Annotated in this window: 22 protein-coding genes; all 22 read right to left on the reverse strand. The window is 44.5% G+C overall.

The features are described from left to right. Nucleotides 1-47: 47 nt before the first annotated feature. The 22 genes from mltG to ftsL all read right to left on the reverse strand — a co-directional run bounded on the left by mltG (nt 48) and on the right by ftsL (nt 23,562). On the reverse strand, nt 48-1,811 hold the full coding sequence (gene mltG, locus J5566_RS06630) for an endolytic transglycosylase MltG (RefSeq protein WP_208562626.1): 1,764 nt from the start codon (nt 1,809-1,811) through the stop codon (nt 48-50). Between the two features lie 75 nt (nt 1,812-1,886). Continuing rightward, entirely contained in the window at nt 1,887-2,366 is a 480-nt protein-coding gene (locus J5566_RS06635) for a GNAT family N-acetyltransferase (RefSeq protein ID WP_208562627.1), read from the reverse strand. 57 nt (nt 2,367-2,423) lie between these two features. Further along, nucleotides 2,424-3,755: a UDP-N-acetylmuramate--L-alanine ligase gene (gene murC / locus J5566_RS06640; RefSeq protein ID WP_208562628.1), complete on the reverse strand. Its 1,332-nt coding sequence runs from the start codon at nt 3,753-3,755 to the stop codon at nt 2,424-2,426. Continuing rightward, a complete protein-coding gene (locus J5566_RS06645; protein ID WP_208562629.1) occupies nt 3,755-4,435 on the reverse strand; it encodes a hypothetical protein in 681 nt (226 codons plus the stop codon). Before J5566_RS06645 ends, murC begins: the two co-directional genes overlap by 1 nt. Before the next feature lie 106 nt (nt 4,436-4,541). Then, nucleotides 4,542-7,643: an SNF2-related protein gene (locus tag J5566_RS06650; RefSeq protein ID WP_208562630.1), complete on the reverse strand. Its 3,102-nt coding sequence runs from the start codon at nt 7,641-7,643 to the stop codon at nt 4,542-4,544. A gap of 130 nt (nt 7,644-7,773) precedes the next feature. After that, a complete protein-coding gene (locus J5566_RS06655; RefSeq protein ID WP_208562631.1) occupies nt 7,774-8,082 on the reverse strand; it encodes a hypothetical protein in 309 nt (102 codons plus the stop codon). 13 nt (nt 8,083-8,095) lie between these two features. Further along, nucleotides 8,096-8,425, reverse strand: a complete 330-nt coding sequence (locus J5566_RS06660) for an MFS transporter (protein ID WP_208562632.1) — start codon at nt 8,423-8,425, stop codon at nt 8,096-8,098. 232 nt (nt 8,426-8,657) lie between these two features. Then, a complete protein-coding gene (gene der, locus J5566_RS06665; RefSeq protein ID WP_208562633.1) occupies nt 8,658-9,968 on the reverse strand; it encodes a ribosome biogenesis GTPase Der in 1,311 nt (436 codons plus the stop codon). Between the two features lie 18 nt (nt 9,969-9,986). Beyond that, complete coding sequence (locus J5566_RS06670) at nt 9,987-10,700, reverse strand: nitroreductase family protein (protein WP_208562634.1); 714 nt, start codon at nt 10,698-10,700, stop codon at nt 9,987-9,989. After that, nucleotides 10,697-11,596: a primosomal protein DnaI gene (dnaI, locus tag J5566_RS06675; RefSeq protein WP_208562635.1), complete on the reverse strand. Its 900-nt coding sequence runs from the start codon at nt 11,594-11,596 to the stop codon at nt 10,697-10,699. The genes J5566_RS06670 and dnaI overlap by 4 nt, the downstream gene beginning before the upstream one ends. Beyond that, the gene (locus tag J5566_RS06680; RefSeq protein WP_208562636.1) at nt 11,593-12,753 is read right to left on the reverse strand and encodes a replication initiation/membrane attachment protein; all 1,161 of its coding nucleotides are present in this window, start codon (nt 12,751-12,753) and stop codon (nt 11,593-11,595) included. The genes dnaI and J5566_RS06680 overlap by 4 nt, the downstream gene beginning before the upstream one ends. A gap of 6 nt (nt 12,754-12,759) precedes the next feature. Next, the gene (nrdR, locus tag J5566_RS06685) at nt 12,760-13,230 is read right to left on the reverse strand and encodes a transcriptional regulator NrdR (protein ID WP_208562637.1); all 471 of its coding nucleotides are present in this window, start codon (nt 13,228-13,230) and stop codon (nt 12,760-12,762) included. Between the two features lie 92 nt (nt 13,231-13,322). Then, a complete protein-coding gene (locus J5566_RS06690; RefSeq protein ID WP_208562638.1) occupies nt 13,323-14,447 on the reverse strand; it encodes an AI-2E family transporter in 1,125 nt (374 codons plus the stop codon). A gap of 101 nt (nt 14,448-14,548) precedes the next feature. Then, on the reverse strand, nt 14,549-15,238 hold the full coding sequence (locus J5566_RS06695; RefSeq protein ID WP_208562639.1) for a response regulator transcription factor: 690 nt from the start codon (nt 15,236-15,238) through the stop codon (nt 14,549-14,551). An 80-nt stretch (nt 15,239-15,318) separates the two neighbouring features. Then, a complete protein-coding gene (gndA, locus tag J5566_RS06700; protein WP_208562640.1) occupies nt 15,319-16,746 on the reverse strand; it encodes an NADP-dependent phosphogluconate dehydrogenase in 1,428 nt (475 codons plus the stop codon). A gap of 89 nt (nt 16,747-16,835) precedes the next feature. Then, nucleotides 16,836-17,384 carry a YceD family protein gene (locus J5566_RS06705; protein ID WP_208562641.1) on the reverse strand — a complete coding sequence of 183 codons (549 nt, stop codon included), beginning with the start codon at nt 17,382-17,384 and terminating at the stop codon, nt 16,836-16,838. A 9-nt stretch (nt 17,385-17,393) separates the two neighbouring features. After that, nucleotides 17,394-18,311 carry a thioredoxin-disulfide reductase gene (gene trxB / locus J5566_RS06710; protein ID WP_208562642.1) on the reverse strand — a complete coding sequence of 306 codons (918 nt, stop codon included), beginning with the start codon at nt 18,309-18,311 and terminating at the stop codon, nt 17,394-17,396. A gap of 12 nt (nt 18,312-18,323) precedes the next feature. After that, a complete protein-coding gene (locus J5566_RS06715; RefSeq protein WP_432215591.1) occupies nt 18,324-18,548 on the reverse strand; it encodes a DUF4059 family protein in 225 nt (74 codons plus the stop codon). An 18-nt stretch (nt 18,549-18,566) separates the two neighbouring features. Next, a complete protein-coding gene (locus J5566_RS06720; RefSeq protein WP_208562644.1) occupies nt 18,567-19,910 on the reverse strand; it encodes a DEAD/DEAH box helicase in 1,344 nt (447 codons plus the stop codon). 67 nt (nt 19,911-19,977) lie between these two features. Then, the gene (gene mraY, locus J5566_RS06725) at nt 19,978-20,979 is read right to left on the reverse strand and encodes a phospho-N-acetylmuramoyl-pentapeptide-transferase (RefSeq protein ID WP_205031466.1); all 1,002 of its coding nucleotides are present in this window, start codon (nt 20,977-20,979) and stop codon (nt 19,978-19,980) included. Nucleotide 20,980: 1 nt separating this feature from the next. Next, a complete protein-coding gene (gene pbp2X / locus J5566_RS06730) occupies nt 20,981-23,239 on the reverse strand; it encodes a penicillin-binding protein PBP2X (RefSeq protein WP_208562645.1) in 2,259 nt (752 codons plus the stop codon). After that, nucleotides 23,239-23,562 carry a cell division protein FtsL gene (ftsL, locus tag J5566_RS06735; protein ID WP_208562646.1) on the reverse strand — a complete coding sequence of 108 codons (324 nt, stop codon included), beginning with the start codon at nt 23,560-23,562 and terminating at the stop codon, nt 23,239-23,241. Before ftsL ends, pbp2X begins: the two co-directional genes overlap by 1 nt. Nucleotides 23,563-23,569 lie beyond the last annotated feature (7 nt).

Here is a 23,569-nt window from a genome sequence, read left to right on the forward strand (position 1 = left end):
ACAAAATTATGTGGCAAAACCACATAATTTTGTTACGGGATAGACTCCTAATTGTTTAGCTTGCTGTTCACGTATGTTTCAACGTTGACCAAGTGTTCCTCATAAGAGTTTGTGAAGTAAACAGTTCCTGTCGTTACATCTGCGACAAAGTAGTAGTAGTCGGTTGTATTTGGATTTACTGTTGCTTCGATAGCTGATAGACTTGGGCTATCAACTGGACCAGGCATCAAGCCGTAGTTGACATAGATGTTATATGGTGAATCGATTGCTGTATCGATAGCAGCATCTTGTGCCAAGGTTGTTTCTTGACCAAGCATGCCCATTGCATAAAGAATTGCAATGTTAGATTGAAGTGGAATACCTGCATTGATACGGTTGTAGAAGACGCTTGCGATATTGCGACGATCTTCATCTGTCGAACCTTCTTTTTCAACCAAGGAAGCCATGGTCAACACAGAATTAACATCCAAGCCTTTGGCTGCCAAGCTCTCATAGTAAGGCTTCAAGTTGGCATCCATTGCAGCAATCATTTGCTCAATCAAGCCTTCAACTGTTGTATCAGCTGTATAATCATAGGTTGCTGGGAAGAGGTAGCCTTCCAATTGGTATTTAACACCAGAATCTGCTGCTGGCAAGCTGGCAAACAAAGTTGGGTAAGCTGCTACCATACGTGCAATAAAGTCTTGGTTTTGCACTGTTGCCATAAACTCTTCAGCAGTAAATGGTGTTGTATCCGTTGTGTCATCTGTATAGACATTGTCTGTTACAGACTTCGAGATTTGCTCTAGTGTATAACCTTCGACCACCAAGACCTTACCAGCGATTGGATCTTCCGCTACTGGTGTACCACCTTCTTGCAAGGCTTTTGCCAAGTCATCTACTGACATACTTTGGCTCAAATTGTAGAAACCACTTTGGAAATTGTTGTAGCTCTTCAATTTTGAATAGTAGTTGAAAATGGTTGCATTCTTGATCAAGTTGTTGTCTTGGAGGATTTCTGCAATTTTTTTCGTTGATGAACCTTCCGGAATTTCAACCTGCACTGTCTCCGTTGCACTGGCATTGATAGGCTCCAAGCTAGATTTAACGTAGAAATAACCTGAAACAGCTGTCAAAATCAAGGCTAAGACGGTTACTAACATTACAACAGAAACGATGCGCTTAGCAGCCTTATCTTTTTTCTTACGAACTTGTTTTGTGCTACGGCGTCTTGGTGTCTCAGAATCTGTTTTCGCCATTTGTGAATTACCAGCTGGAACAGGAGGCACGATAGTCTTATCCAACTCCGTTTCTCCCACAGCCTGAGGTGTTGCTTCAAGAGATTCAACAACTGGATCGGAAACTGGAATTGGACTTGGAACGGAACGCTCAAAGTTCTCAGCCATTGAACGCAACTCAGAAATATTTCGTTCAACTGTGTTATCAAATTCAGGTCTAGCTTCAGAACTTGTAGCATCTACTGAAGTAACCGCTGCACTTGGCTCTGACTGCTTCACTACAACCGGTACTTCTTCCTCAAATGCAATCGTATCGATTTTTACCGCTGGTTCGCCTAATTCCTCAACTATCGGAGTCACTGGCTGATCACCTGGTAAAACGGCTTCATCTACTGCAACTGGCTCAGGTACAACAATCTCCTCAACTGGAAGATGGTCTTCAACAAGCGGTTCTGGTTGCAAATCAATGGATTCCGTTTGAACCTGTCCCTGGGCCTCTCTTAATCTTTTTTGCTTTAATTCTTCTAAATCCCGTAAAATTTGTTCACGAAAATTGGAAGATTGTGTGTTCTTTTCTTTTGAATCGTTGCTCACAATTAAACTCCTTTCACACAATTACCTTTTATTATATCTTAAAAACCTAACAAAATCAAGAGCTTCCTTTATTTATCAGGCTTTCCACCGCATTTGGTACCAAGATGCCCCCCCAAATTGTGACAAACCAATTCCTAAATCTTCAAATCCATTCATCGTATAAAAGGAAAGTAGTTCTTCATGGCAGGTCAAGCTGATGCCTTCCCAACCTTGATTGACCACTAAGTCCTTCAAACTGGCTAATAATAGGCTACCCAAACCTTGCCCCTTGTAGGATTTGGCAACAGCTAAACTCGCAACGGCTAGGCAACTTCCTGCTTCGTCTGCCCTTACTTCTTGGAAATAGACTTGGTCGGTCAGGTCCCAGCCCACAATCGGCCTGGTCAATAAAAAGGCACAAACTTGACCTTGGTCCTCTACCACTAAAGAAGTAGATGAGTTACTTGCAAACGACGCAAGGACAGCTGGCGAAATTCGCTCTTCCGCAACAAAACTGGCCTCTTCCAAAGCCAGAAGCGCCGCCTCATCTTCTGTTGTCAATAATCGTAGCTGCATATTGTTTCCTTTCTAGCAAGCAAAGACAGAGGCTTGACCCCTGTCTCTGCTCTATTCCTATTGAACATTATTAGCTAGGTTGGACAGCAAGCGCTCGAAGGAATACTCATAGGATTGAATATCCCCTGCTCCCATGAAGACATAGACTGCATTGTCATGGTCAAGGAGCGGTGAAGTATTTTCTACTGTTACCAGCCCACCTTTTTTATTGATTTTAGCTGCCAAATCTTCCACTTTTACCTGACCATTATCAGTTTCACGCGCCGACCCGTAGATTTGTGCTAAATAAACTGCATCTGCATCATTGAGGGCTTCTGCAAACTCATCCAAAAGAGCAATGGTCCGTGTGAAGGTATGCGGTTGAAAAATGGCCACAATCTCTTTACTTGGGTATTTCTGACGTGCTGCATCAATGGTAGCAATAATTTCGGTTGGATGGTGGGCGAAGTCATCAATAATGACCGTATCGTTGACCACTTTCTCTGTAAAACGACGTTTGACTCCACCAAAGGTTTTCAAATGTTCCGCTACCAAGTTCAAGTCAAATCCAGCCACATAGAGGTTAGCAATGACTGCGGTTGCATTCATGACATTGTGCTTGCCAAAAGTCGGAATTTGGAATTCACCAAGCTCTTTCTCACCATGACGAATCTTGAACTGAGAACCTGTTGTTGAAGGTTTCAAATCATAAGCAATAAAGTCATTATCCTCACCAAAACCGTAGTAATAGATCGGCGCTTGAGCTGTAATCTGACGGAGTTGCTCGTCTTCCCCATACAGAAAGAGTCCTTTTTTCACCTGTTTAGCATAATCATTAAAGGCATTGAAGACATCCTCCAAGCTGGTGAAATAGTCTGGGTGGTCAAAGTCAACGTTTGTAATGATGCTGTATTCAGGATAGTAAGGTTTAAAGTGACGCTCATACTCATCAGACTCAAAGACGAAATACTGGGCATTGGCGGAGCCACGACCTGTACCATCTCCAATCAAAAAAGAGGTATCTGTAATGTTACGCATGACATGGGCCAAGAGACCTGTTGTTGAAGTTTTACCGTGTGCACCTGCTACCCCAAGACTAGTGAAGTCCTTCATAAATTCACCCAGAAATTCATGGTAGCGTTTGTAAGACAAGCCTTGAGCGTCGGCGTAGGCAATTTCTACGTTATTATCTGGGCGGAAGGCATTTCCAGCGATCAATTCGACACCAGCTGTGATGTTCTTCTCATCAAAGGGAAGGATTGCAATTCCTGCTTGCTCCAAACCACGCTGAGTAAAATAATATTTCTCAACATCGCTTCCTTGCACCTTGTGACCCATCTGGTGCAACATAAGCGCTAGGGCACTCATCCCTGAACCCTTAATCCCGATAAAATGATAGGTTTTTGTCATTAGATTTCCTCTTCCATGTGTGTTAAATTCAATTCTTGGGCCAGGCGGCGTTCTTTTTGAAATTTCCGCTCTGGGTAATTGTATACCTGACTCTTCCTCAAGAAATCATAGGAGTTGCGTGGTTTTTCCTGTTCTTGTTCCCTATCTTCTTTTTTCAAAGAGTAAACAGGTGGTAGGTCTGCCAAGATGTAATTTTCTTGACGTAGTCTGTTTGCTAAGTCAGCTAGTTCCTGACTCAGCTTTTGAGGCTGGTCTACTGGCCGTTCTTTTTTGAAGACCTTAGCTGGATGAGGCTTGTCATTTTTCAAATAACTAGCCGATTTTTTCCGTTTGATGTCTTCCCTAGCTTGCTCACGCGCCAATTGTCCCTGTGTCTTTGGTAAGGCTTCGCCTCGTGTCTCTGTTTTGACCATCGGCTTGGCCAACCGTTCCTTACGAGAATATGGGCTTGGCTTCACTTCAAACAAAGGCGGCAGCAAGTCCCTCTCTGATGGACCGTCCTGTACTAGATTTTCCTTTTCTGGATGGTCCGTTGACACAGGCCCATCAAAAAAACGGTCCTGGTAGTTTCCTCGGATATTACTGATTAAGTCTGTTTCATCGTACAGATCCATTACCGGTCGCGTTTCGACGACGTTTTCATGGTCTGCAATCACTGGAAAACGATTCTGGCTATTCATAGTCCTCTCATCCTTTCAAACAGATATTATACCACAGAAGCCGATTTTTGACCAAGTTTATCTTTCTGAAGCTGATTTATGGGCAAACTCCAAACTTCAATTCCTATCAATCATTGGCTTCTTGACCCGGGGGTAGGCCCAAAATATGTCGGATATCATCCAGAGACAGGGAGGCACGATCATCTGTTCCATCCAGTACGCTAGTCACCAGTTCTGCCTTGCTCGCTTGTAATTCTTGAATTTTCTCTTCGATGGTACCCTTGGTAATCAAGCGGTAACATTCCACTTTAGCTTCCTGCCCCATACGGTGCGCCCTACTGATGGCCTGAGCTTCCACCGCCGGATTCCACCATAAATCCACCAAAATAACCGTGTCTGCCCCAGTCAAATTCAAACCGACTCCCCCTGCCTTCAAGGAAATCAAGAAAACATCCCGGCTCCCCTTGTTAAATGCCTGGGTCATTTCCTGTCGCTCTTTTGCAGGGGTTGATCCAGTCAAGAGATAGGAGGTCATCCCCAAATCATCCACCTCCTGGGCAATCAAGTCCAGCATCTGGCGAAATTGAGAGAAAATCAAGACACGGTGTTGCTCTGCCTTTAACCGTTCAAGCAAGTCTCTCAAGCTAGCTAACTTTCCACTGTCTCCTTGATAGGAATCCATAAACAGTTTCGGCGTATCACAAATTTGCCTCAAGCGGGTAATGCCAGCCAAAATTTCAATTCTCCTCTTTTGCAAGGCCTCATCTCCACTATCTAACAAGCCCGATCGAATTTGTTCCAACTGGGCCAAGTAAAGAGATTTTTGCTGATCTGTTAGTTCTGAAATAACCTTCGATTCAATCAAATCAGGCAATTCCACCAATACATCCTCTTTTCGCCTTCTAAGGACAAAGGGCTGAATCAGCTTGGAAACCGCAGAGGCAGTAAGTTTGGAAAATTCTTTCTTGCTAGGCAATAAACCAGGCAAAACAATTTGAAAAATGGACCACAACTCGGACAGCCGGTTTTCAATCGGTGTTCCTGATAGGGCAAAAACCCTTTCCACTTCAAAATTCCGCAAGAGCTGTGCTATCCTGGTCTGAGTATTTTTCATCACTTGGGCTTCATCCAGGAATAGGTAGTGGAAGGACTTGTTTTTGTATTCGTCCACATCTTGACGAAAGGCAGTATAGCTGGTCACATAAACATGGTGTTCTTCCGATAGCAAGGAAACACGCTGGTCCTTACTCCCGTTGACCACCATCAGGTCCATGTGGGGAGCAAATTGATGAAATTCATCCTGCCAGTTATAGATCAAACTCGATGGCGCCAAGATCAACACCTTGCCATCTGTTGGCTTCTTGGTAGACAGAAAGGCAATGGTTTGCAGGGTCTTTCCTAGCCCCATCTCATCGGCTAAGATACCGCCAAAACCAAAATGATCTAAGCTTGCAAGCCATTGAATACCTACTTTTTGGTAATCCCTCAACTGGCTCGTAATCTGAACTTCTGGCATAGGGAAGCCCTCTGGCCGCGCTAGATAACGTGCCATCTCTAGGAATTCCTTAGAAAAAGCTATGTCTCCCCTTCCTGCCAAGCTCTCTGCCAACTGGTGGGCTCTAAAAGAAGGCACCGACAGGCCACCCTTGCGCATGCGACCAATCCGCAACTCCTGCAAGGTTTGACTGATGGCGCGAGTCTCCTGATCAAAAACCAACAACTTCCCCTGCCTGGTTGAATAATAGGCCTCCTGGCTAAACAAGGCCGACAGAGCTGCATCTACTTCTTCCTGGTCAATCCCATCAAAATCAAAGAGAACCTGCAACAAACCTTGACCCTTCTCAATCTGAATCTTAGGACTTGGGCTGACCTGAAGCGCCTTCAGGCTCGGACTCAAGTGAACCAAGCCCATCTTAGAAAACTGCTCCAGTTTTTGAGTGAAAAAACGATACAGATCTGCGCCTGACATTGGGGCATGTAGGGCCTGAAAATCTCCGACAAATCCAGCCTTGTCCATCATATCCAAGACAGCATCCAAATGGTTCTTATGACTAGCAAAGGGTAGTTGGTCCAGTTCTTCGCGACTTGTCACTAAGACGCGAGCAAAGCGGAGCTGCAAGGCTAAGCTGATCTCCCCAGACTCTGTTTGATCAAAGTGAAACTCTGGTTTAAAATCACGAATTTCAAATTGTTTGGGAGCTACAACAGGACCTAACTGGGCTAAATCAAGCAAAATCAAGGCCAGCTGAGCTTGATCTCGAAACTCCACACGCACCTGCCCCTGACCAGATGAGAGGTCCAAATAGGAGAGCAAAACGGACCGAATCCGCTCCTGTTGTCGGCTGACCAGATATAATTGATTGCCAACGAGCAAAAAGCGTCCCTTATACAGTTCCAAGACAGGCTTTTCTTCAAATACCACCAAAAAGTGGTTAGTATCCACCTTGACCTGAAAACGATACAGTTCCTGGTCAGCCTGCAAGTTTCCAACGGCAACCGCGTCATAGGCCTTTAGTTGGTGTTCAAATTGAAAATCAGCCAAGTCCTGCATTAGTTCTACCCCTTCTTCAAAGGCGACTAGAGGCAAGCGCAGATGCCGACCCATATTGACAAAAATCGGATCATCCAAGCGGACACGATTGGGCTGCAAGCGATCTAAAAAATCCAAAAAAAACTGACTAGCCTGATCAAAATCAGCATAGGTCAACTGCTCAAAATAGTGCTTCCCAAATTGGTAATTTCCTTGGTTGGCTACTACTTTCAAAAAGGCTCCTATATCACGGACAACATACCATTTATCATCTGGATAGCGGGAAATCTTCAAGGTCCAATCAATGGTTTTCTCAAAGGCCATGACCTGCCCATGGACAGACAATCGATAGGTCCACCGTCCATCCTCATAGGGGCGTTTTAGGCTTTCAATAAAGGGATTCTCCTCTAGAATTTCCTCCTGCAAAGCCACCTCCTCCTGATGGGCATGTAGCTGCATCTTGCCTTCCGGATGATTGTTAAAATAGTATTCTACCGCTGCTTGGTGCAGGCAGTATCGCCGCAGACCATAATCTGCGCATTGACAAACCACCTCTTGTCCCCTCAAATCATACTCGACTTCAACACCCTGACAATCAAATACAAATCGCTTGTCCTGAACAGTTTTCAACCGAAGATGCCCAGCCTCGTAGAGATCAATTCCAGCTTGTCGAATCCGACCCGGCATTAATTTTCCCATCGCCTCTCCTTTTCTACTCCCAGCCAACAACTCGTCACATAACTAAATTGTATCTTTTCATTATAGCATATTTTCAAATAGAACTCTTGGGCCAGGCATAGAAAAAACACCCGTTTTCCAACTGGTGTTCTTAAGAAAGCTGTTTATAATAGAGGGTCACCCGCCACATTTTCCTGATATGGCCCATGGTTTTCAAAAACCAAAAGAACAGAGCGGGGGCCAAAAGAAGACCCGAAACAAGGAGAAGCCAGTCCCCTCCTTTCATAAAAACTAGGAAGAAAACGACCGTTACAAAGCCAAGAAAGCCAAGCAACAAAAGATTGACCACCACTGCTAGCCATCCTAGCCAGTAACGAAGGCCAAAGGGTGGGTGCTTTCTTTCATCAAAGTCTGCCAATCCAGTCAAAAACTCCACCAAGACTTCACCGATTATTTCCATATGGTCGATCCCCTTATTTCATCTGCTGATAATACTTGGTCCGTCGAATTAAGGTTTTGATAGCCCTAGCCAGTAAAATCGTCAACACACTTGCCCCAAATACCAAGAAAAGAAAGATACCAACCAAGAACCTGTCAAAATGGTTGAAAACCATGATGGATCCAACTGCGTAGGTTACAAAATAAACCAAAAGAGTCACAAAAAACACCAATATACACGCAAAGGCTCCAAACCAGTAACGAAGGCCAAAGGGCTTGTACTGCTTATCTTCATAGTCTACTAGTAGAAGAGCCGGAACTGTTAGAAATGCAAACAACATTAGAATGACATTGCCCGCTATCATGGAATCACCTCCTTTTTTCATTGTAGCATTTTTTACATAGCGTGCAAAGAAAAAAGAGGTTTCCCTCTTTTTAGAACCTGTATTCACAAGCGAAGTGCTTGACTATAAGAGATAGTTTTTTGCTAATCAAGGCAGTTTTTTGAGGGAATACTGACTGTATTTTGAAAAAAACTAACGATGAGTAGCTGAAAACTAGCCTTAGATGGAAGTACTGAACTGTGAATACAGGTTCTTATTTCCGTTTTCGTGCAATCAGATGAATCGGTGTTCCTTCGAAGACAAAGGCCTTGCGGATTTGATTTTCTAAGAAACGCATGTAGGAGAAGTGCATGAGCTCTTCTTCGTTGACAAAGACCACAAAGGTAGGTGGCTTGGTCGCAACCTGGGTCGCATAGAAAATTTTCAAGCGTTTGCCCTTGTCGGTCGGTGTTGGGTTAATGGCAATGGCATCCATGATGACATCGTTGAGAACAGCCGACGGAATACGGGTATTCTGGCTTTCGCTAATGGCCTTAATCATCTCAGGCAACTTATGCAAGCGCTGCTTGGTCAAGGCCGATACAAAGATAATCGGTGCGTAAGACAAATACTGGAACTGGTCGCGAATATCATCTTCCCATTTCTTCATGGTGTGGTTGTCTTTTTCCAGCGTGTCCCACTTGTTAACGACGATAATCATCCCCTTACCAGCTTCATGGGCAAAGCCTGCGATGCGTTTGTCATACTCACGAATGCCTTCTTCTGCATTGATGACCATGAGTATAACATCTGAGCGTTCAATGGCACGCATAGCACGCATAACAGAGTATTTCTCTGTATTTTCATAAACCTTACCAGACTTGCGCATACCTGCTGTGTCAATCATGGTAAATTCCTGACCCTCTGGGTCTGTAAAATGGGTATCAATGGCATCACGGGTCGTTCCCGCAACAGGCGAGGCAATCACACGGTCCTCACCCAAAATAGCGTTAATCAAACTTGATTTACCAACATTGGGACGACCGATCAAGCTGAACTTGATAATGTCTGGATTTTCCTCCGCTTCCACCGCTGGAAGATTGTCCACAATAGCATCCAAGACATCCCCTGTTCCGATACCGTGTACAGAAGATACAGGATAGGGATCCCCAAGGCCTAGTGAATAGAAATCATAGATATCATTTCGCATCTCAGGATTGTCAACCTTGTTGACAGCCAGAATGACTGGCTTATTGGTCTTGTAAAGGATACGTGATACGTATTCATCCGCATCAGTCACACCTTCCTTACCTGATACGACAAAGACAATGACATCCGCCTCATCCATAGCAATCTCAGCCTGGTGCTTGATTTGCTCCATAAAAGGAGCATCCACATCATCGATACCACCTGTATCAATCAGCGAAAACTTGCGGTTGAGCCACTCTGCAGTAGCATAGATACGGTCACGAGTCACGCCTTCCACATCTTCGACAATGGAAATCCGCTCCCCTGCAATTCGGTTAAATAAAGTTGATTTTCCAACGTTGGGACGTCCAACGATGGCAATAGTTGGTAGAGCCATGGCTCCTCCTCTTCTAGTTTACAATAGTTTATGTTTCTCTAAAATAGCCCTGGTTTCAGGTTGCTCTTCTTGACCAAACTGGGCAATCAGACGTTCCGACCAAGTTTCTGTCTGGCGAGCACCTGCATAGTCTGTCTGAACCTGGTCGTAGGCTTTAATAGTCTCCACACCTTGCTCCACATATTCTTCCTGGAAGACAATAGCTTCGCTTGCCAAACGTGGTTTGACAGGGTGGTTTTGGGCTGGCCGACCTAGTGCAATGCAGAAAATCGGATAGGTATAGTCTGGCAAGCTGAACAGCTCTGCTATTGCCAAAGCCTTATGGCGAATCATGCCGATAAAGACCCCACCATAACCTAAGCTTTCAGCTGCCAAAAGGGCATTCTGACCTGCCAAGCTTGCATCTACCGAGGAAATCAAGATGTTCTCCGTTCCCTTGGCATCAAAGTCAGTCCCGTGAAATTGGGCTGCCTTGCTGGCACGGTTGTGGTCGCCCACAAAGAGAAAAATGGCCTGAGCCTGCAAGATGGCTGGCTGAGGTACCAACTCATAGAGGGCCAGTTTTTTGACCTCGGACTGCACGACGATAATGGAATAGGATTGGAAATTTTTCCAGCTGGACGCAGCTCGCCCTGCTGTGATAATGGCTTCCAAATGCTCCGCCTCAATCGGCTCCTCCGTAAAACGACGGACAGAGCTGTGGCTCAACATCAAATCAATGGTTTCATTCATCGGCGGTTGACCCCCTGTAAGTGCATTTCTTGAGCTAGGAAACGAATCCGTTCCATAACCCGCTTAGCCTGCCAGGTCTCGTCCCCTGACTTACCAGCTGAAAAATGCCGCTCCAAATCTGCAAAAGAGAAGTTGGAAGTAAAGAAGGTCGGCAGATTTTCCTGCATCCGATATTGGAGGATAACCTGCAAGACATCGTCCCGAATCCACGAACTGTGCTGCTCCGCACCAATATCATCCAAGACCAAGACCTGAGCCGTCTTAACCTCATCAATCCGATCCTTGACCGACCCGTCCTTAATTGCATTTTTAATATCCACCACAAAGGTTGGGTAGTGAAGCATGGTGGTTGACAGCAGGTGCGTCTTAGAAAGGAGATTGGCCAAGTATGCCATGAGGTAGCTTTTGCCAATACCAAAGGTCCCGTAGAGATAGATACCCTTGTTGTCTTGACCGACCCGCTTAACAAAATCGGAAATAGCCAGCATAATCCCCACACGGTTTTCATCCTGACGGTCCAAGTCTGCAATGGTCACATTTTTCAAACTAGCTGGCATATTAATCAACTGAATCCGATCTTTAATGGCTTCCAGTTTTCGTAACTCCACCAACTCAGCAGTCTCCAGATAAGACACATCCGCATAGCCCTGATTCATGACCAGGACAGGCTGGTAGCCCTTGGCAATGTAGCTATCATCCTGCGACTGAAACTTGTTGCGTTCGTTGATAAATTCATAAAATTTGGAAATGGAGCGACCAATTTCATCCTGATTGAGTCCATGTTGACGGATAAACTCCGCCACATCCTTGTCCTGCATGATTTCTGCCACCAGCTGTTCATAGGACTGACGAACCGGAGACTGTTTGTGTTCTATATTATCTTGAACTGATTTCATTGGCCACCTCCTTTATTTTCCATTTCTTCAAATTGACGATAGAGGTCAGCTAGCTGGGCTTGACCTTCTATCGTTTGTTCTGTATTCACTTCTTGCTTGCTCCATTCTGGAACATTTGAAGTTGGACTTGTTTTGGTCCGTGCTTGTGTCCTTGTTCTTGTAGCTTGTCGATTCTCCCTCAAAAAAAGAATCGCTGCCTTTGCCGAATGGATGCCCTTGTAGGAAAACTCATTGACTAGCTTGACCAAATACTTGGTATTAAGATTGGCAGAATCAATCTTATTAAAGGTGTAAAGGACCGCTACATTGATAACTTCATCCAAGTGACCTTCCTTGGCAAGACTAGCTAGACAAGACCGCTCAGCATCAAGTAGCCCAGCCTTACGACTAGCTTTCAAAAGACGGAGAAATTCGAGACTGGATTTTGATTTTGCCTCCGCCAAAATAGCCTCTTCCTGACGATTCAACTGCCCTGTCTCACCACCTTGTTGAAGTCGGCTTTGTAGCCTGCCCAGAGAAATCTGGTGCTGGACAGCCGTTTCCTTGGCCAACTGATAGAGTTCTAACCAGGATAGGCCTAGACTGTCGGCCAAATGAGTCAGGGCAATGACGTCTTCCGCCTCATCTTGAAAGGCTAATTTATCTCGACGCATCAGATTTCGGAAGGCATCCCAGTCAAAGCCCTTACGAGCTGGAACAAGCTCTTTGACCTGCCCAATTTCTGAAAAGACATCCGAAAACTTCTTCGACACTTTTTGCCAAGAGCTATCAGGACTTTGCTGACCTGTCGCCATAGCAAAATCCCCAATTTTTTTGCGCAAGAGTTGCTTCAAAAGGGGTTTGCCCATAAAAGCCACCTCAGCTAAAGGAGCCTTTAATTCCAAAAGAAAGACTTCTTGTTTGTTGTACACATCCAACAAATCAAGGGCGGTCAAGACATCCAGTGCCTGTTCCAAGCGATTCATTCCCAAGTCTAGATGGTTGAGAATTCTTGAAAAAGGCTGATTGCTAAGCCCTTGCTCATAACTTGCTAGGAGAAAATGATAAACCAAGAAAGCATCCGCCCCCATAATGGGCTGATAAAGAAGGCTCAAACTACTATAATCTGCAAGAAAAGCCTGGCGCTTGAGTAGGCTAAACTGATCATTTGGCTTCATCACGCACTAATTTCCCTTCTGCTTGTGTCCTTTGGTAATTTGTTTCAAGAGATTTTCCAGTTCTCCCACATCTTTGAAGGAACGATAAACGGAGGCAAAGCGCACATAAGTGATTTCATCCAACTCGACCAATTCTTCCATTACAAGATTTCCAATGACATCACTTTCCACTTCGGTATCACTTTGGGAACGAACCTTCTGCTCAATCCTGTTCACCACCTCATCAATCTCATGACTGGATACAGGACGTTTTTGCGCAGAACGAATAATTCCGTTGAAGATCTTTTCACGTGAAAACTGTTCTCTTGTTCCGTCTTTTTTTACAACCACAAGGGTTTTTTCTTCAATTCGTTCGTAGGTTGTGAAGCGATGTTCACAGGATTCACATTCGCGACGGCGACGAATGGTGTTGCCATCTTCTGCTTGACGACTATCTACAACGCTAGATTTTATACTGTTACATTTTGGACACCGCATCTACTTTCTCCTATTCTGACCTTATCATCTCATTGTACCATATTTTATGGGATTTCTCTAGATAAAAAGAGGCTGGCCAAGGGCCAGCGCTTTTAGTTGATTATTTGAATCTTTTTCTTTTCCAAACGGTAGTAGACCCACTCTTTTACCAAACGATAGATAACCGCAAAGATCGGAGTAAAGAAGACCATCCCCAACAGACCAAACAAGTTTCCACCAATCAGGGCAGCCGCAAGCGTAAAGAGGGTCGGCAGTCCCACAGACTGACCAACAACACGAGGGTAAATCACATTTCCTTCAATCAGCTGTAAAATCTGGAATAAAACGATGGACCAGAGCGCCAAGAGCGGATTTTGCACAGCGACAAAGAGAGCACTGATGAGGCAGGCTGAAAATGGTCCGATATAAGGAACAAAGGACAGGACACCTGCCAAAATCCCTGCCATGCTTGCATAAGGAATCCCTGACAAGGAATAGCTAACAAAGACTAAGGTCCCGATAATGACTGCCTCCACAATCTGACTCATCAAGAACTTATCATAGGTATCGATGATCACCTCACCAATGTAGCTGATAATCTTCACCCATTTCTCCGGCATAATAGCATAGAGAAACTTAGTCGTCATAGACTGCAAATGCTCCTTGCTCCCCAGAATCGCCAAGGTAAAGAAGAAGGCCATCACCAGGGTCATGGTATTGGAGAAAATACCAGAAACATTATTGACTAGACCGGATAAAACTGGCGTGACAAATTGTGACACAGCTGATAGATTTTTCAGTTGTGATAGAAAATCATTGATTTGTTCACCGATGGTCCCTGACAAAAGATTATAACTTTCTAAAAAGGCAATCAAGCTGTTGACCGACTTTGGAATAGCGGTTGTACTCACCGTTACCAACTGAGACACAGTCGTCACAAGGGTCGGCAAGACAATCAAGACCAAACCTGTCACAATCAGTAAAAAGCCTATCAAGACTCCAACAATGGCCAAGCTCCGCTTTGATTTTTCCAAAAAAGAGACCTTAGCAACCAACCCCTCCAACTTTTTCATTGGAACGTTTAAGATAAAGGCAATAATGGCGCCCACTAAGAGGGAGTTCATGCTGGCTAAAACAGTCTCAAAGAGTCCGAAAATATCCGAGAAATGCAAGACAGCTAGCAAGACGGCTGCTGCAAATGAAATGAGAAATATTTTTTCCTTAAACTGATGAAACATAGGCTTCCTTTTCAATTGTTGTATTCTTTTCATTATACTGCATTGTGAAAAAAAAGTCACTCTTGAATCACCGAAAAACCGACAGGCATAGCCTATCGGTTTTATTCTCTCATCGCATAGCCAACACCACGAACGGTCTTGATATAGGAGTCCTGTCCCGGAACATCCAATTTCCCTCTCAAATATCGGATATAGACATCTACCACATTGGTTTCTACGGCGGTGTCGTATTTCCAGACCCGTTCCAAGAGTTGCTCGCGGCTGAGAATCTCTGGACTATACATAAGGGTTGCCAGAAGGTCGTATTCTCTTCTGGTTAGATTGACCAGCTCGCCAGCCCGTGTGACTGTCCGATTTTGAAAGTCGATCTTCAAATCACGATAGGCAGCATGTAGCTTGATTTGACGGCAGTTTTCATCAATGAAGTCCCGCCCCTTAAAGATTGCTGTCACCTGTTCTACCAAGTCGCTGATTACAAAAGGTTTGACAACATATGAAACTGCGTAGGTTAAAATATCTTGACCATGCTCAGCAACATCTGAACTATCGACTGCAACGATGATAACAGAAGCAGGTTTTGACCGCAATAGTTCCAAGGAAAGTTCCCGGCTCCCCATGTCTGCCAACTGAAAACTCATCAAAATCAAATCAAAATCAGTTTCATGGGCCAGCTGCAAGGCCTCTTTCCCGGTCGAGGCGTAATCTACCAAATAATCTTGTTTCTGCAATTCCATGGACACAAAGTGGGATAGATTGCGTTCACGACCTGCAATCAAAATTTTCTTTGCCATATTCTCTTTCATCGTTCTCTCTATCAATAGGGATGGCCAGCGACAAATTAGAAAGAAGGGCGCTTACACGCCCATTCTGTTTATTTTGACTCGCTATACCAATCGTAGTGGAAGACACCTTCTTTGTCTTTACGGTTATAAGTGTGAGCACCGAAGTAGTCACGCTGTGCTTGGATCAAGTTAGCTGGCAAGTTTTCTGCTCGGTAGCTATCAAAGTAGGTAATAGCTGCAGAGAAGGTTGGGACAGGCACACCTGCCTGAACAGCCAAGCTTACGACATCACGAACTGCTTGTTGGTATTTTGCAGTGATATCAAGGAAGTATTCATCCAAGAGCAAGTTTGCCAAGTCTTCATCACGTCCGTAGGCATCTGTAATTTTTTGCAAGAAGCGAGCGCGGATGATACAACCTGCACGCCAGATTTTTGCAATTTCACCGAATGGTAAGTTCCAGTTGTTTTCCTTAGACGCCACGCGCAATTGCGCAAAACCTTGTGCGTAAGACATGATTTTTGAGAAGTAGAGGGCTTGACGGATTTTTTCTACCAACTCAGCCTTGTCGCCGTCATAGGCAAATGGTGCTGGTTTTGGAAGGACCTTGCTAGCTGCCACACGCTCATCCTTGTAGGTTGAGATATAACGGGCAAATACAGATTCTGTAATCAAGGACAATGGCACACCCAAATCAAGTGATGATTGGCTAGTCCATTTACCAGTACCCTTGTTGCCAGCTGCGTCCATGATGTAGTCAACGATTGGACCGTCTTGACCTTGGTCGTCCTTGCGTTTCAAGATATCTGCTGTGATTTCAATCAAGTAGCTATCCAATTCGCCCTTATTCCACTCAGTAAAGATGTCAGCCATTTCATCTACTGACAGACCGAGCAAGTGTTGCATGAGGTCATATGACTCTGCAATCAATTGCATGTCGCCATACTCGATACCGTTATGGACCATTTTTACGTAGTGACCAGCTCCATCTGGACCGATATAAGTCACACATGGCTCCCCGTCTTCCGGTGCTTTTGCAGAAATTTCTTCCAAGACATCTGCTACCAATTCGTAGGCTTCTTTTTGTCCACCTGGCATGATAGACGGGCCTTCAAGGGCACCTTTTTCACCACCTGATACACCTGTACCGATGAAGTTGATGCCTGAGTCTGCCAATTCTGCTGAACGGCGAATGGTATCTTCGTAGAAGGTATTTCCACCGTCAATCAAAATATCACCCTTATCCAAGTGTGGCAATAGGGCTTGAATGGTTGCGTCAGTACCAGGACCAGCCTGCACCATGAGCATGATACGGCGTGGGGTTTCAATTGATTTTACAAAGCTTTCAACATCGTAGCTTGGAACCAAGTTTTTACCTGGGTTGCTGGCTACTACGTCTTCCGTTTTATCTGCTGAACGGTTGTAAATCGCTACTGTATAGCCACGAGATTCTACGTTGAGGGCCAAGTTCCGGCCCATTACAGCCATCCCTACAACACCAAAGTTTGCTTTTGTCATGAAGTTTACTCCTATTCGTTTGTATCTCTTTTATTATACACCTGTTTGCATGAATTGACAAGAATTTTCAGATAATTTAATCACCCAAACTATTCTGTCTCTTCCCCATCTGCAAACAAGCCTTGTAATTGTGCAAAGGGGCTATTGGCCTCTCTCTTTTCTTGCACTTCTTGTTTAAATTCGTCCTCTGTCAAGACTGACCAGTTGGCACCTGATGGCATATCACTTCCTGCAGCTTCTGCTGGAGTCAAGACCTTGATAGGAATGTTGAGCAAGATGTTATCCGCAACGCTTTCTTCCAAAACAATCTGATCATCCTCGATGACCAAGACCATATCTTCATCAATTAAGTCCTGCTCCTTTAGAGCCGCTTCGCTGGCAACGAACAATTCATTGACTGGATAGGATTCTTCCAAGACAACTGGCTCCATGGAGCGGCTTGACGCCAAGGTAATGGTATAGGTCATCTGGTAGTCCAAAAAGTAAAAACCAGACTCAAAGCGGACATTTCCTTCAACTTGGACAGGCGAGAGACCCAAGACCTCTCGGTTACGAGTCTGAATCTCATCTTGAAGATCCAGAGTTTTCTGAAATGAAATGCCGTCGGGATTTTTTTGAATATCATAAATATGAAACATGATTATCTCCTAGTCTGCATGTTCTGTCAGGTAGTTGTATACCCCTTGGCCTGCTTGAGCACCTTCCCCAACCGCTGTCGTTATCTGGCGCAGTTGCTTCTGACGTACATCTCCGATAGCAAACACACCTGGGATCGTTGTCGCCATATCTTGGTCTGTGATAATCCAACCTGCCTCATCTGTAATGCCCAAATCAGTTACCGATTCTGTCATAGCATCTAAACCAACATAGATAAAGACACCACCGAAAGCCTGTTGACTGACTTCACCAGTTTTGACATTCTTGATGACCACTTCTTGCACTCGGAGGTCATCCCCTTGGATCTCTTCTACCACGCTGTCCCAGATAAACTTGATTTTCTCATTGGCAAAAGCGCGGTCCTGGATGACTTGTTGTGCACGCAATTGATCACGACGGTGAACGATGGTCACAGTTTCCGCAAACTGGGTTAAAAAGAGGGCTTCTTCGACTGCTGAGTCTCCTCCTCCGACCACCAAGAGGTTTTGCCCACGGAAAAAGGCGCCGTCACAGACTGCACAGTAAGACACTCCTCGGCTATTGTAGGTATCTTCTCCTGGAATTCCTAATAATCTGTGCTTGGCTCCCATAGCCAGAATCACTGTCTTGGCTTCAAGAATGCCATCTTCTGTGTGAATTTTTTTGATTGGTCCATCAAGCTCCAACTTTGTCATGGTACCAAATAAGTGTTCCACACCGAATTTTTCCAGGGGTTCAAACATTTTTTCCGCCAATGCTGGACCGGAAATATGTTCGTAACCTGGATAATTTTCAATTTCAGCAGTATTGTTCATTTGGCCGCCGTAAATACCGCGTTCCAAAAGGGCAACCTTGAGGTTGCTTCGTCCTGCGTAGAGCGCTGCTGTCATTCCAGCAGGTCCTGCTCCAACCACTATCGTATCGTACATAGAATTTCCTCTCTAAGCTTTTAGCATCAATAATACACCCAGTACCGCAAAGGAAAGGATGGGAATGGTCATGACATTGATCATCATCAAATCATAGAGGGCATCTTGGCGTTCCTGAACGGTCTTGTCTGCCCTTCGGATCATGCGTCCCAGAAACCAAAAGCCACTCAACACAACCATAAAGACAATCGTCAATACTAAACTCTGAAGATAAAGCCCCAAAATGGATTCAAATATCATCCCTTACTTAGCCTCCTAAAAGGTCTGGCGCTTGGCCTTACGATCTGCCCGTCCCTTGGCACGAGCCTCCACACGCTTGGTCTTTCTGCGCTTCTCATCAACAGCCCACTTGATTTTTTTCTTGTAACCTGGCTTGATTTTTTTCTTTTTCTTTTTAACTAGACCGATCATCTCTATGTCCAGCTGTTCCGTTTTCTTCTCACGATTGACCCGACGATCACGGTCATAGCTATCCTTGAACTCGCCATCTCTCATCTCTTTTGGAAGAAACTTGATATTGATTTTTTCCAATTCACGAATATCAGCATCATCACTTGGTTGATAGAAGGTAATGGCAATCCCTGACAAGCCATTGCGGCCAGTCCGACCTACTCGGTGAACAAAGAAGGAAAGGTCTTGCGGAATCGCGTCATTGATAACATGACTCACCCCTTCGATATCAATCCCACGAGCCGCCAAATCCGTTGCGACAATGTACTGATAATCCAGATTTTTCACCTGGTTCATGATCCGTTTGCGCTCACGTGGAGGAATATCTCCGTGAATCTTGGCAACCCGTAAGCCGTTGGCAGTCAGATAGCTGTGCAATTCATCTGCCCGTGTTTTGGTATTGACAAAAATCATTGCTAAATAGGGCTGCATGAGTCGGGTCGCTTCCAAAATTTGCGCATTGCGGTCACGGCCCTTGGTCGAAATCAACCAGTTTTCAATGGTATCTGAAATAACCGTCTTGGTTTTAATTTGTTCCAATACAGGGTTGGACAGATATTTTTTCAAAAATGGTTGCAATTTTTGTGGAATGGTCGCTGAAAAGACCAAAAATTGAAGATCTTTTGGCAGGCTTCCTGCAATCTTATCAACTGTTTCCAAAAAGCCCATGTCAAGGGTCATATCCGCTTCATCAACCACAAAGGTCTTTGCCTTGTGGATGGCTAAATCACCTGATTTAACCAAATCGTAAATGCGGCCAGGCGTTCCAATGACAATGTGGGGTTGACCGGCTTGTAGCTTGTCAATTTGACGATTTTTATCTGTCCCACCAACATAGTTTACCACCCGCACTTCTGCCTCAGAATGACTGGCCAATTGGCGCGCTGCTTGATAGATCTGCGTCGCCAACTCACGAGATGGTGCTGTGATAACTGCCTGAACCTGATCCATCTCTTCCTGAAGTTGCTGGAAAATAGGCAACAAAAATGTATGAGTTTTTCCAGATCCAGTTTTAGATTCCCCAATCAAGTCGCGCCCAGATAAGACAACAGGAATCAATTTCTCCTGAACTTCTGTCGCCGTTACAAAGTTAATATCTGCTAAGGCCTCTTGAATATAAGGCTTCAATGGTAGTTCTGTAAATTTCATAAGTCCCTCTTTTTCTACTTCTTTTCATTATAACACAAAAACAGCAGAGACTGCTGTTTCTACATTCCTATAAATAGAGAATGGCTAAGGTCAGAAGGCTCATCGCCAACCCCAGACCCCAAAGAAAGAAGTCCACTTGCCACTCACTCCATTTTTCACCCTTACCTGATAGACCACCTAGTTCCAAGTGATGATGGAAAGGGGTCATTCGGAAAATCCGACGCCCTTCGCCAAAACGCTTTTTAGTGTATTTGAAATACGATACTTGAAGCATAACAGAAGAGGTTTCCAAGACATAGACCAATCCGACTAACAAAAGGGTCCATTCCACACGAAGAGCAATGGAAATGGTTGCTAACATGCCACCAAGAGCAAGACTCCCCACATCTCCCATGAAGATTTTAGCAGGTTTGCGGTTGAAGACAAAGAACCCAAGCAAACCACCAATCATGGTCAAGCATACCAACAAGATATCAAACTTGTGATCGTGATAGGCAATGACCGAGTAGGTAGCTAAGCTAATCACAACGGAGATGGAAGCCAGTCCATCAATCCCATCCGTCAAATTGACCGCATTGGAAAAACCAACCAGCCAGAAAAGGACAAAGGCAAAATAGAGAGGGCCTAACTGAATGAAATGTCCAAAGACATTCAGTTCTCCACCTGATCCTGCAGCATCAATATGAACCATATAAAAGACGATACCGCCCAAAATTTGCAGAGCTAGCTTTTGTTTGGGGTTCAATCCTTCATTGATTTTTCGGAAAATTTTCAAAAAATCATCCAAGAAACCAACCAAACCATAGAGAGCCAAGATGAAGAGGATAGCTAAGACGCCACCCGTCAACATGCGCGACTGCCAAGCAAAAACCAGGCTTACAAGAATTGCCACTACTAGGAAAACAGTCCCTCCCATAGTCGGTGTGCCCGCCTTGAATTGGTGTTGCTTCACATCTTCATGCATCTGCTGCCCTTCAATTCGCTTGCGTTGATAAAAAGTAATGAATTGCGGAATCAGTAGCACAGTCATGAGAAAGGCTACTAGACCCGCAAAGAGTCCGTTTAACATCTTATTCTCCTAAAGTAATGGTAATTTTTTTGATCGAATCCAGCTTCTTGCCGATTTCCACACTTTGCTTGGCGACCTTGCTGCCCGACCCTTTGTAAACAATTTCAATTCCCGTCCACTTGGCAAAAACATCCACATTTTCCTGGGTCCAGCCATAGAGATCTGGTAGGGTGGTGAAATTGTCTGTCAAAAGCAAAATTTGCTGATTGGCTGCAAGATTGCTACCGGTCTTAACAGAAACCTTGGTGATTTCAGAGCCATTCCCCAAAATAATCGGTTGCACCAACTGACGACGCAATTCTTCTGCTGTAGCACCAGGTGAATGCCCGATGATATCTTCCAAGACATATTCTGTTTCTTGACCAATGCTTGTCAACTGGACAGCTGGTTCAGTCAAACTCAAACTATCTTTCAGTAGCATGGCTTCTTTCAAAGACGGAGTCACAATATCCCGCCAGTGAATTCCATTAAAAGTTTGGGGTTGTTGAACTGTAACATACATAATAAATTCAGGATCCTCCGCCGGAATCATGGCAACAATCGAATTTATTGTATCGTGACTGCCACTCATATATCCAGTTCCATCATCTTTGGCAATTTCAGCGGTACCGGATTTAACAGCAATGTTATATCCATCAACATTAATAACAGGTTGAGCTAAGCTCGGAGCATACAGGGTACCAAAATAAGGATCCGTTCCTACTGTCACCATGTAATTCAAGGTCTGATCCGCAGCTTCTTCCGAAACTGGTTTTCCCATTTCTTCTGGCTCACCAACCCGCACAGAAGCTGTGTTGGGATCATAAACCGCAGAGATATACTTGGGTTGAATCATAACTCCATTGTTTGCGATAGCTGAAAAAGCCCGCAACATCTGTGTTTGCGTCACAGAAATCCCCTGACCGAAAGAAGACATGGCAATGGTAACAATGTTATCACCAGGCAAGAGTCCGCCTGATTCATCACCCATCCCAAAACGGGTTGGATAGCCAAAGCGAAACTTATTGAGATAACTCAACCAGGTTTCATCCCCCATTTGTTGCTCTAACATGGTCATCCCAATGTTACTCGAGAAGGCAAAACTTTGCGCCATGGTCATGGTCTTTGCACTACCACCCGCATTGACTTCCCAGTCTTTGATGGTTGCATCGGCAATGATATACTGGTCATTGTAATAGGTTTGATTTGGGTCAAAGCTTCCATTGTCAATCGCAGAAGCTAGAGTCATGACTTTCATAGTTGAACCTGGTTCAAAGTTAGCTTGGTAAAGAAGAGAGTAGTTTAGTAAGTCTTCGTTATCCATACCTTCTTTAGTATCAGGATTATAGCTTGGACGTTGGGTAGTTGCCAAAATCTCGCCTGTTTTAGCTGCTACTAAAGTCGCACTAGCGTACTTACCACTGGTTTCTTCAAAGAAGACATCCATGTTTGTTTCTAGAGAGCGTTGGAGGTCTGCAGAAATGGTTGTATAAACATCTTTTCCATCAACCGCCTCCACTTGGACATTTTCTGTTCCAGGATAGATGCGGCCAGCACTATCTTTTTCATAGATAATCTTTCCGTCTTGTCCGGAGAGGATATCATTGAGATAGTACTCCATCCCCATAGCTCCACTCAAACTATAACTGCCATCTTCGTTTTCAACAGGGTTGGCTAGGCCGATAAAATTGGAAGCAAAATCCCCTTCAGGATAAAGACGACCTGGACTTGCTGAGAAGGAAATCCCCTTGATACCAGCCGTTTCCATCTCTTCTTGGATGGTGTTCATAGTGCTGTAAGAAATATTTTTTCCCAAAGTTCCAAAATAGACCTGCTTCAAATTGTTCATGTTCAATTGCTGCAATACATAGTCCTTTTCCATCCTAAGATTCTTCTCAAAGATCTCAGCGACCTTACTGAACTGACTAGCTTGCACATAGAGGACCTCTTTCAAGGCAGACACATAGTTGGTATCAATGATGGCATATACCGTATAAGTTGTTGAGTCTTCTGCAATTGGCTTACCTGTTCGGTCATAGATGGTTCCACGTTTTGCCTGAACGGTGACCTCCGTTTGGTGAACTTTTTTTGCAGCTTCTGACAAATCAACACCAAATTTACTATCTGTCCCAATTATCAACGCAAAATTAGCTAAGAAGAGGCAAAATACGAAGACCGTCAAAAGGATGAGCGTCTGCCCCACCCTCCGACGGTTTTTCGATGGAATATAGCGTTTCCGCAAAATATATGTTAAGAGACGATTCTTCTTTTTTCTTGCCATTAATTTGCAACTCCGATATTGTCATTATTGTAAGACAAGCCTTCCTTCTCTGCGATTTCCAACAATCGAGCAGAGCGAGTTAATTCATTGACAGCTTGTTTGGCATCATCAATTTCGACCTGCTTAGCAGAAATTTCTTGATTGATCTGAGCCATTTCCGATTGGACCTGTAACAAACGGGTCTGCATAAAGACGATTCCGATGGCCAAGACCAGGCCTGTCACTACGATACTTCCATAGAATGCTTTTTCAACGCGACTAAAGGTCTTGATTTTATTTCCAATCACCTTCATAGTCGCTTCCCGACGATTATCTTGTAACATGTCGCTT

The sequence above is a fragment of the Streptococcus suis genome, from assembly GCF_017601095.1.
In the GTDB taxonomy this organism is placed as follows: Bacteria; Bacillota; Bacilli; order Lactobacillales; family Streptococcaceae; genus Streptococcus; species Streptococcus suis_Z.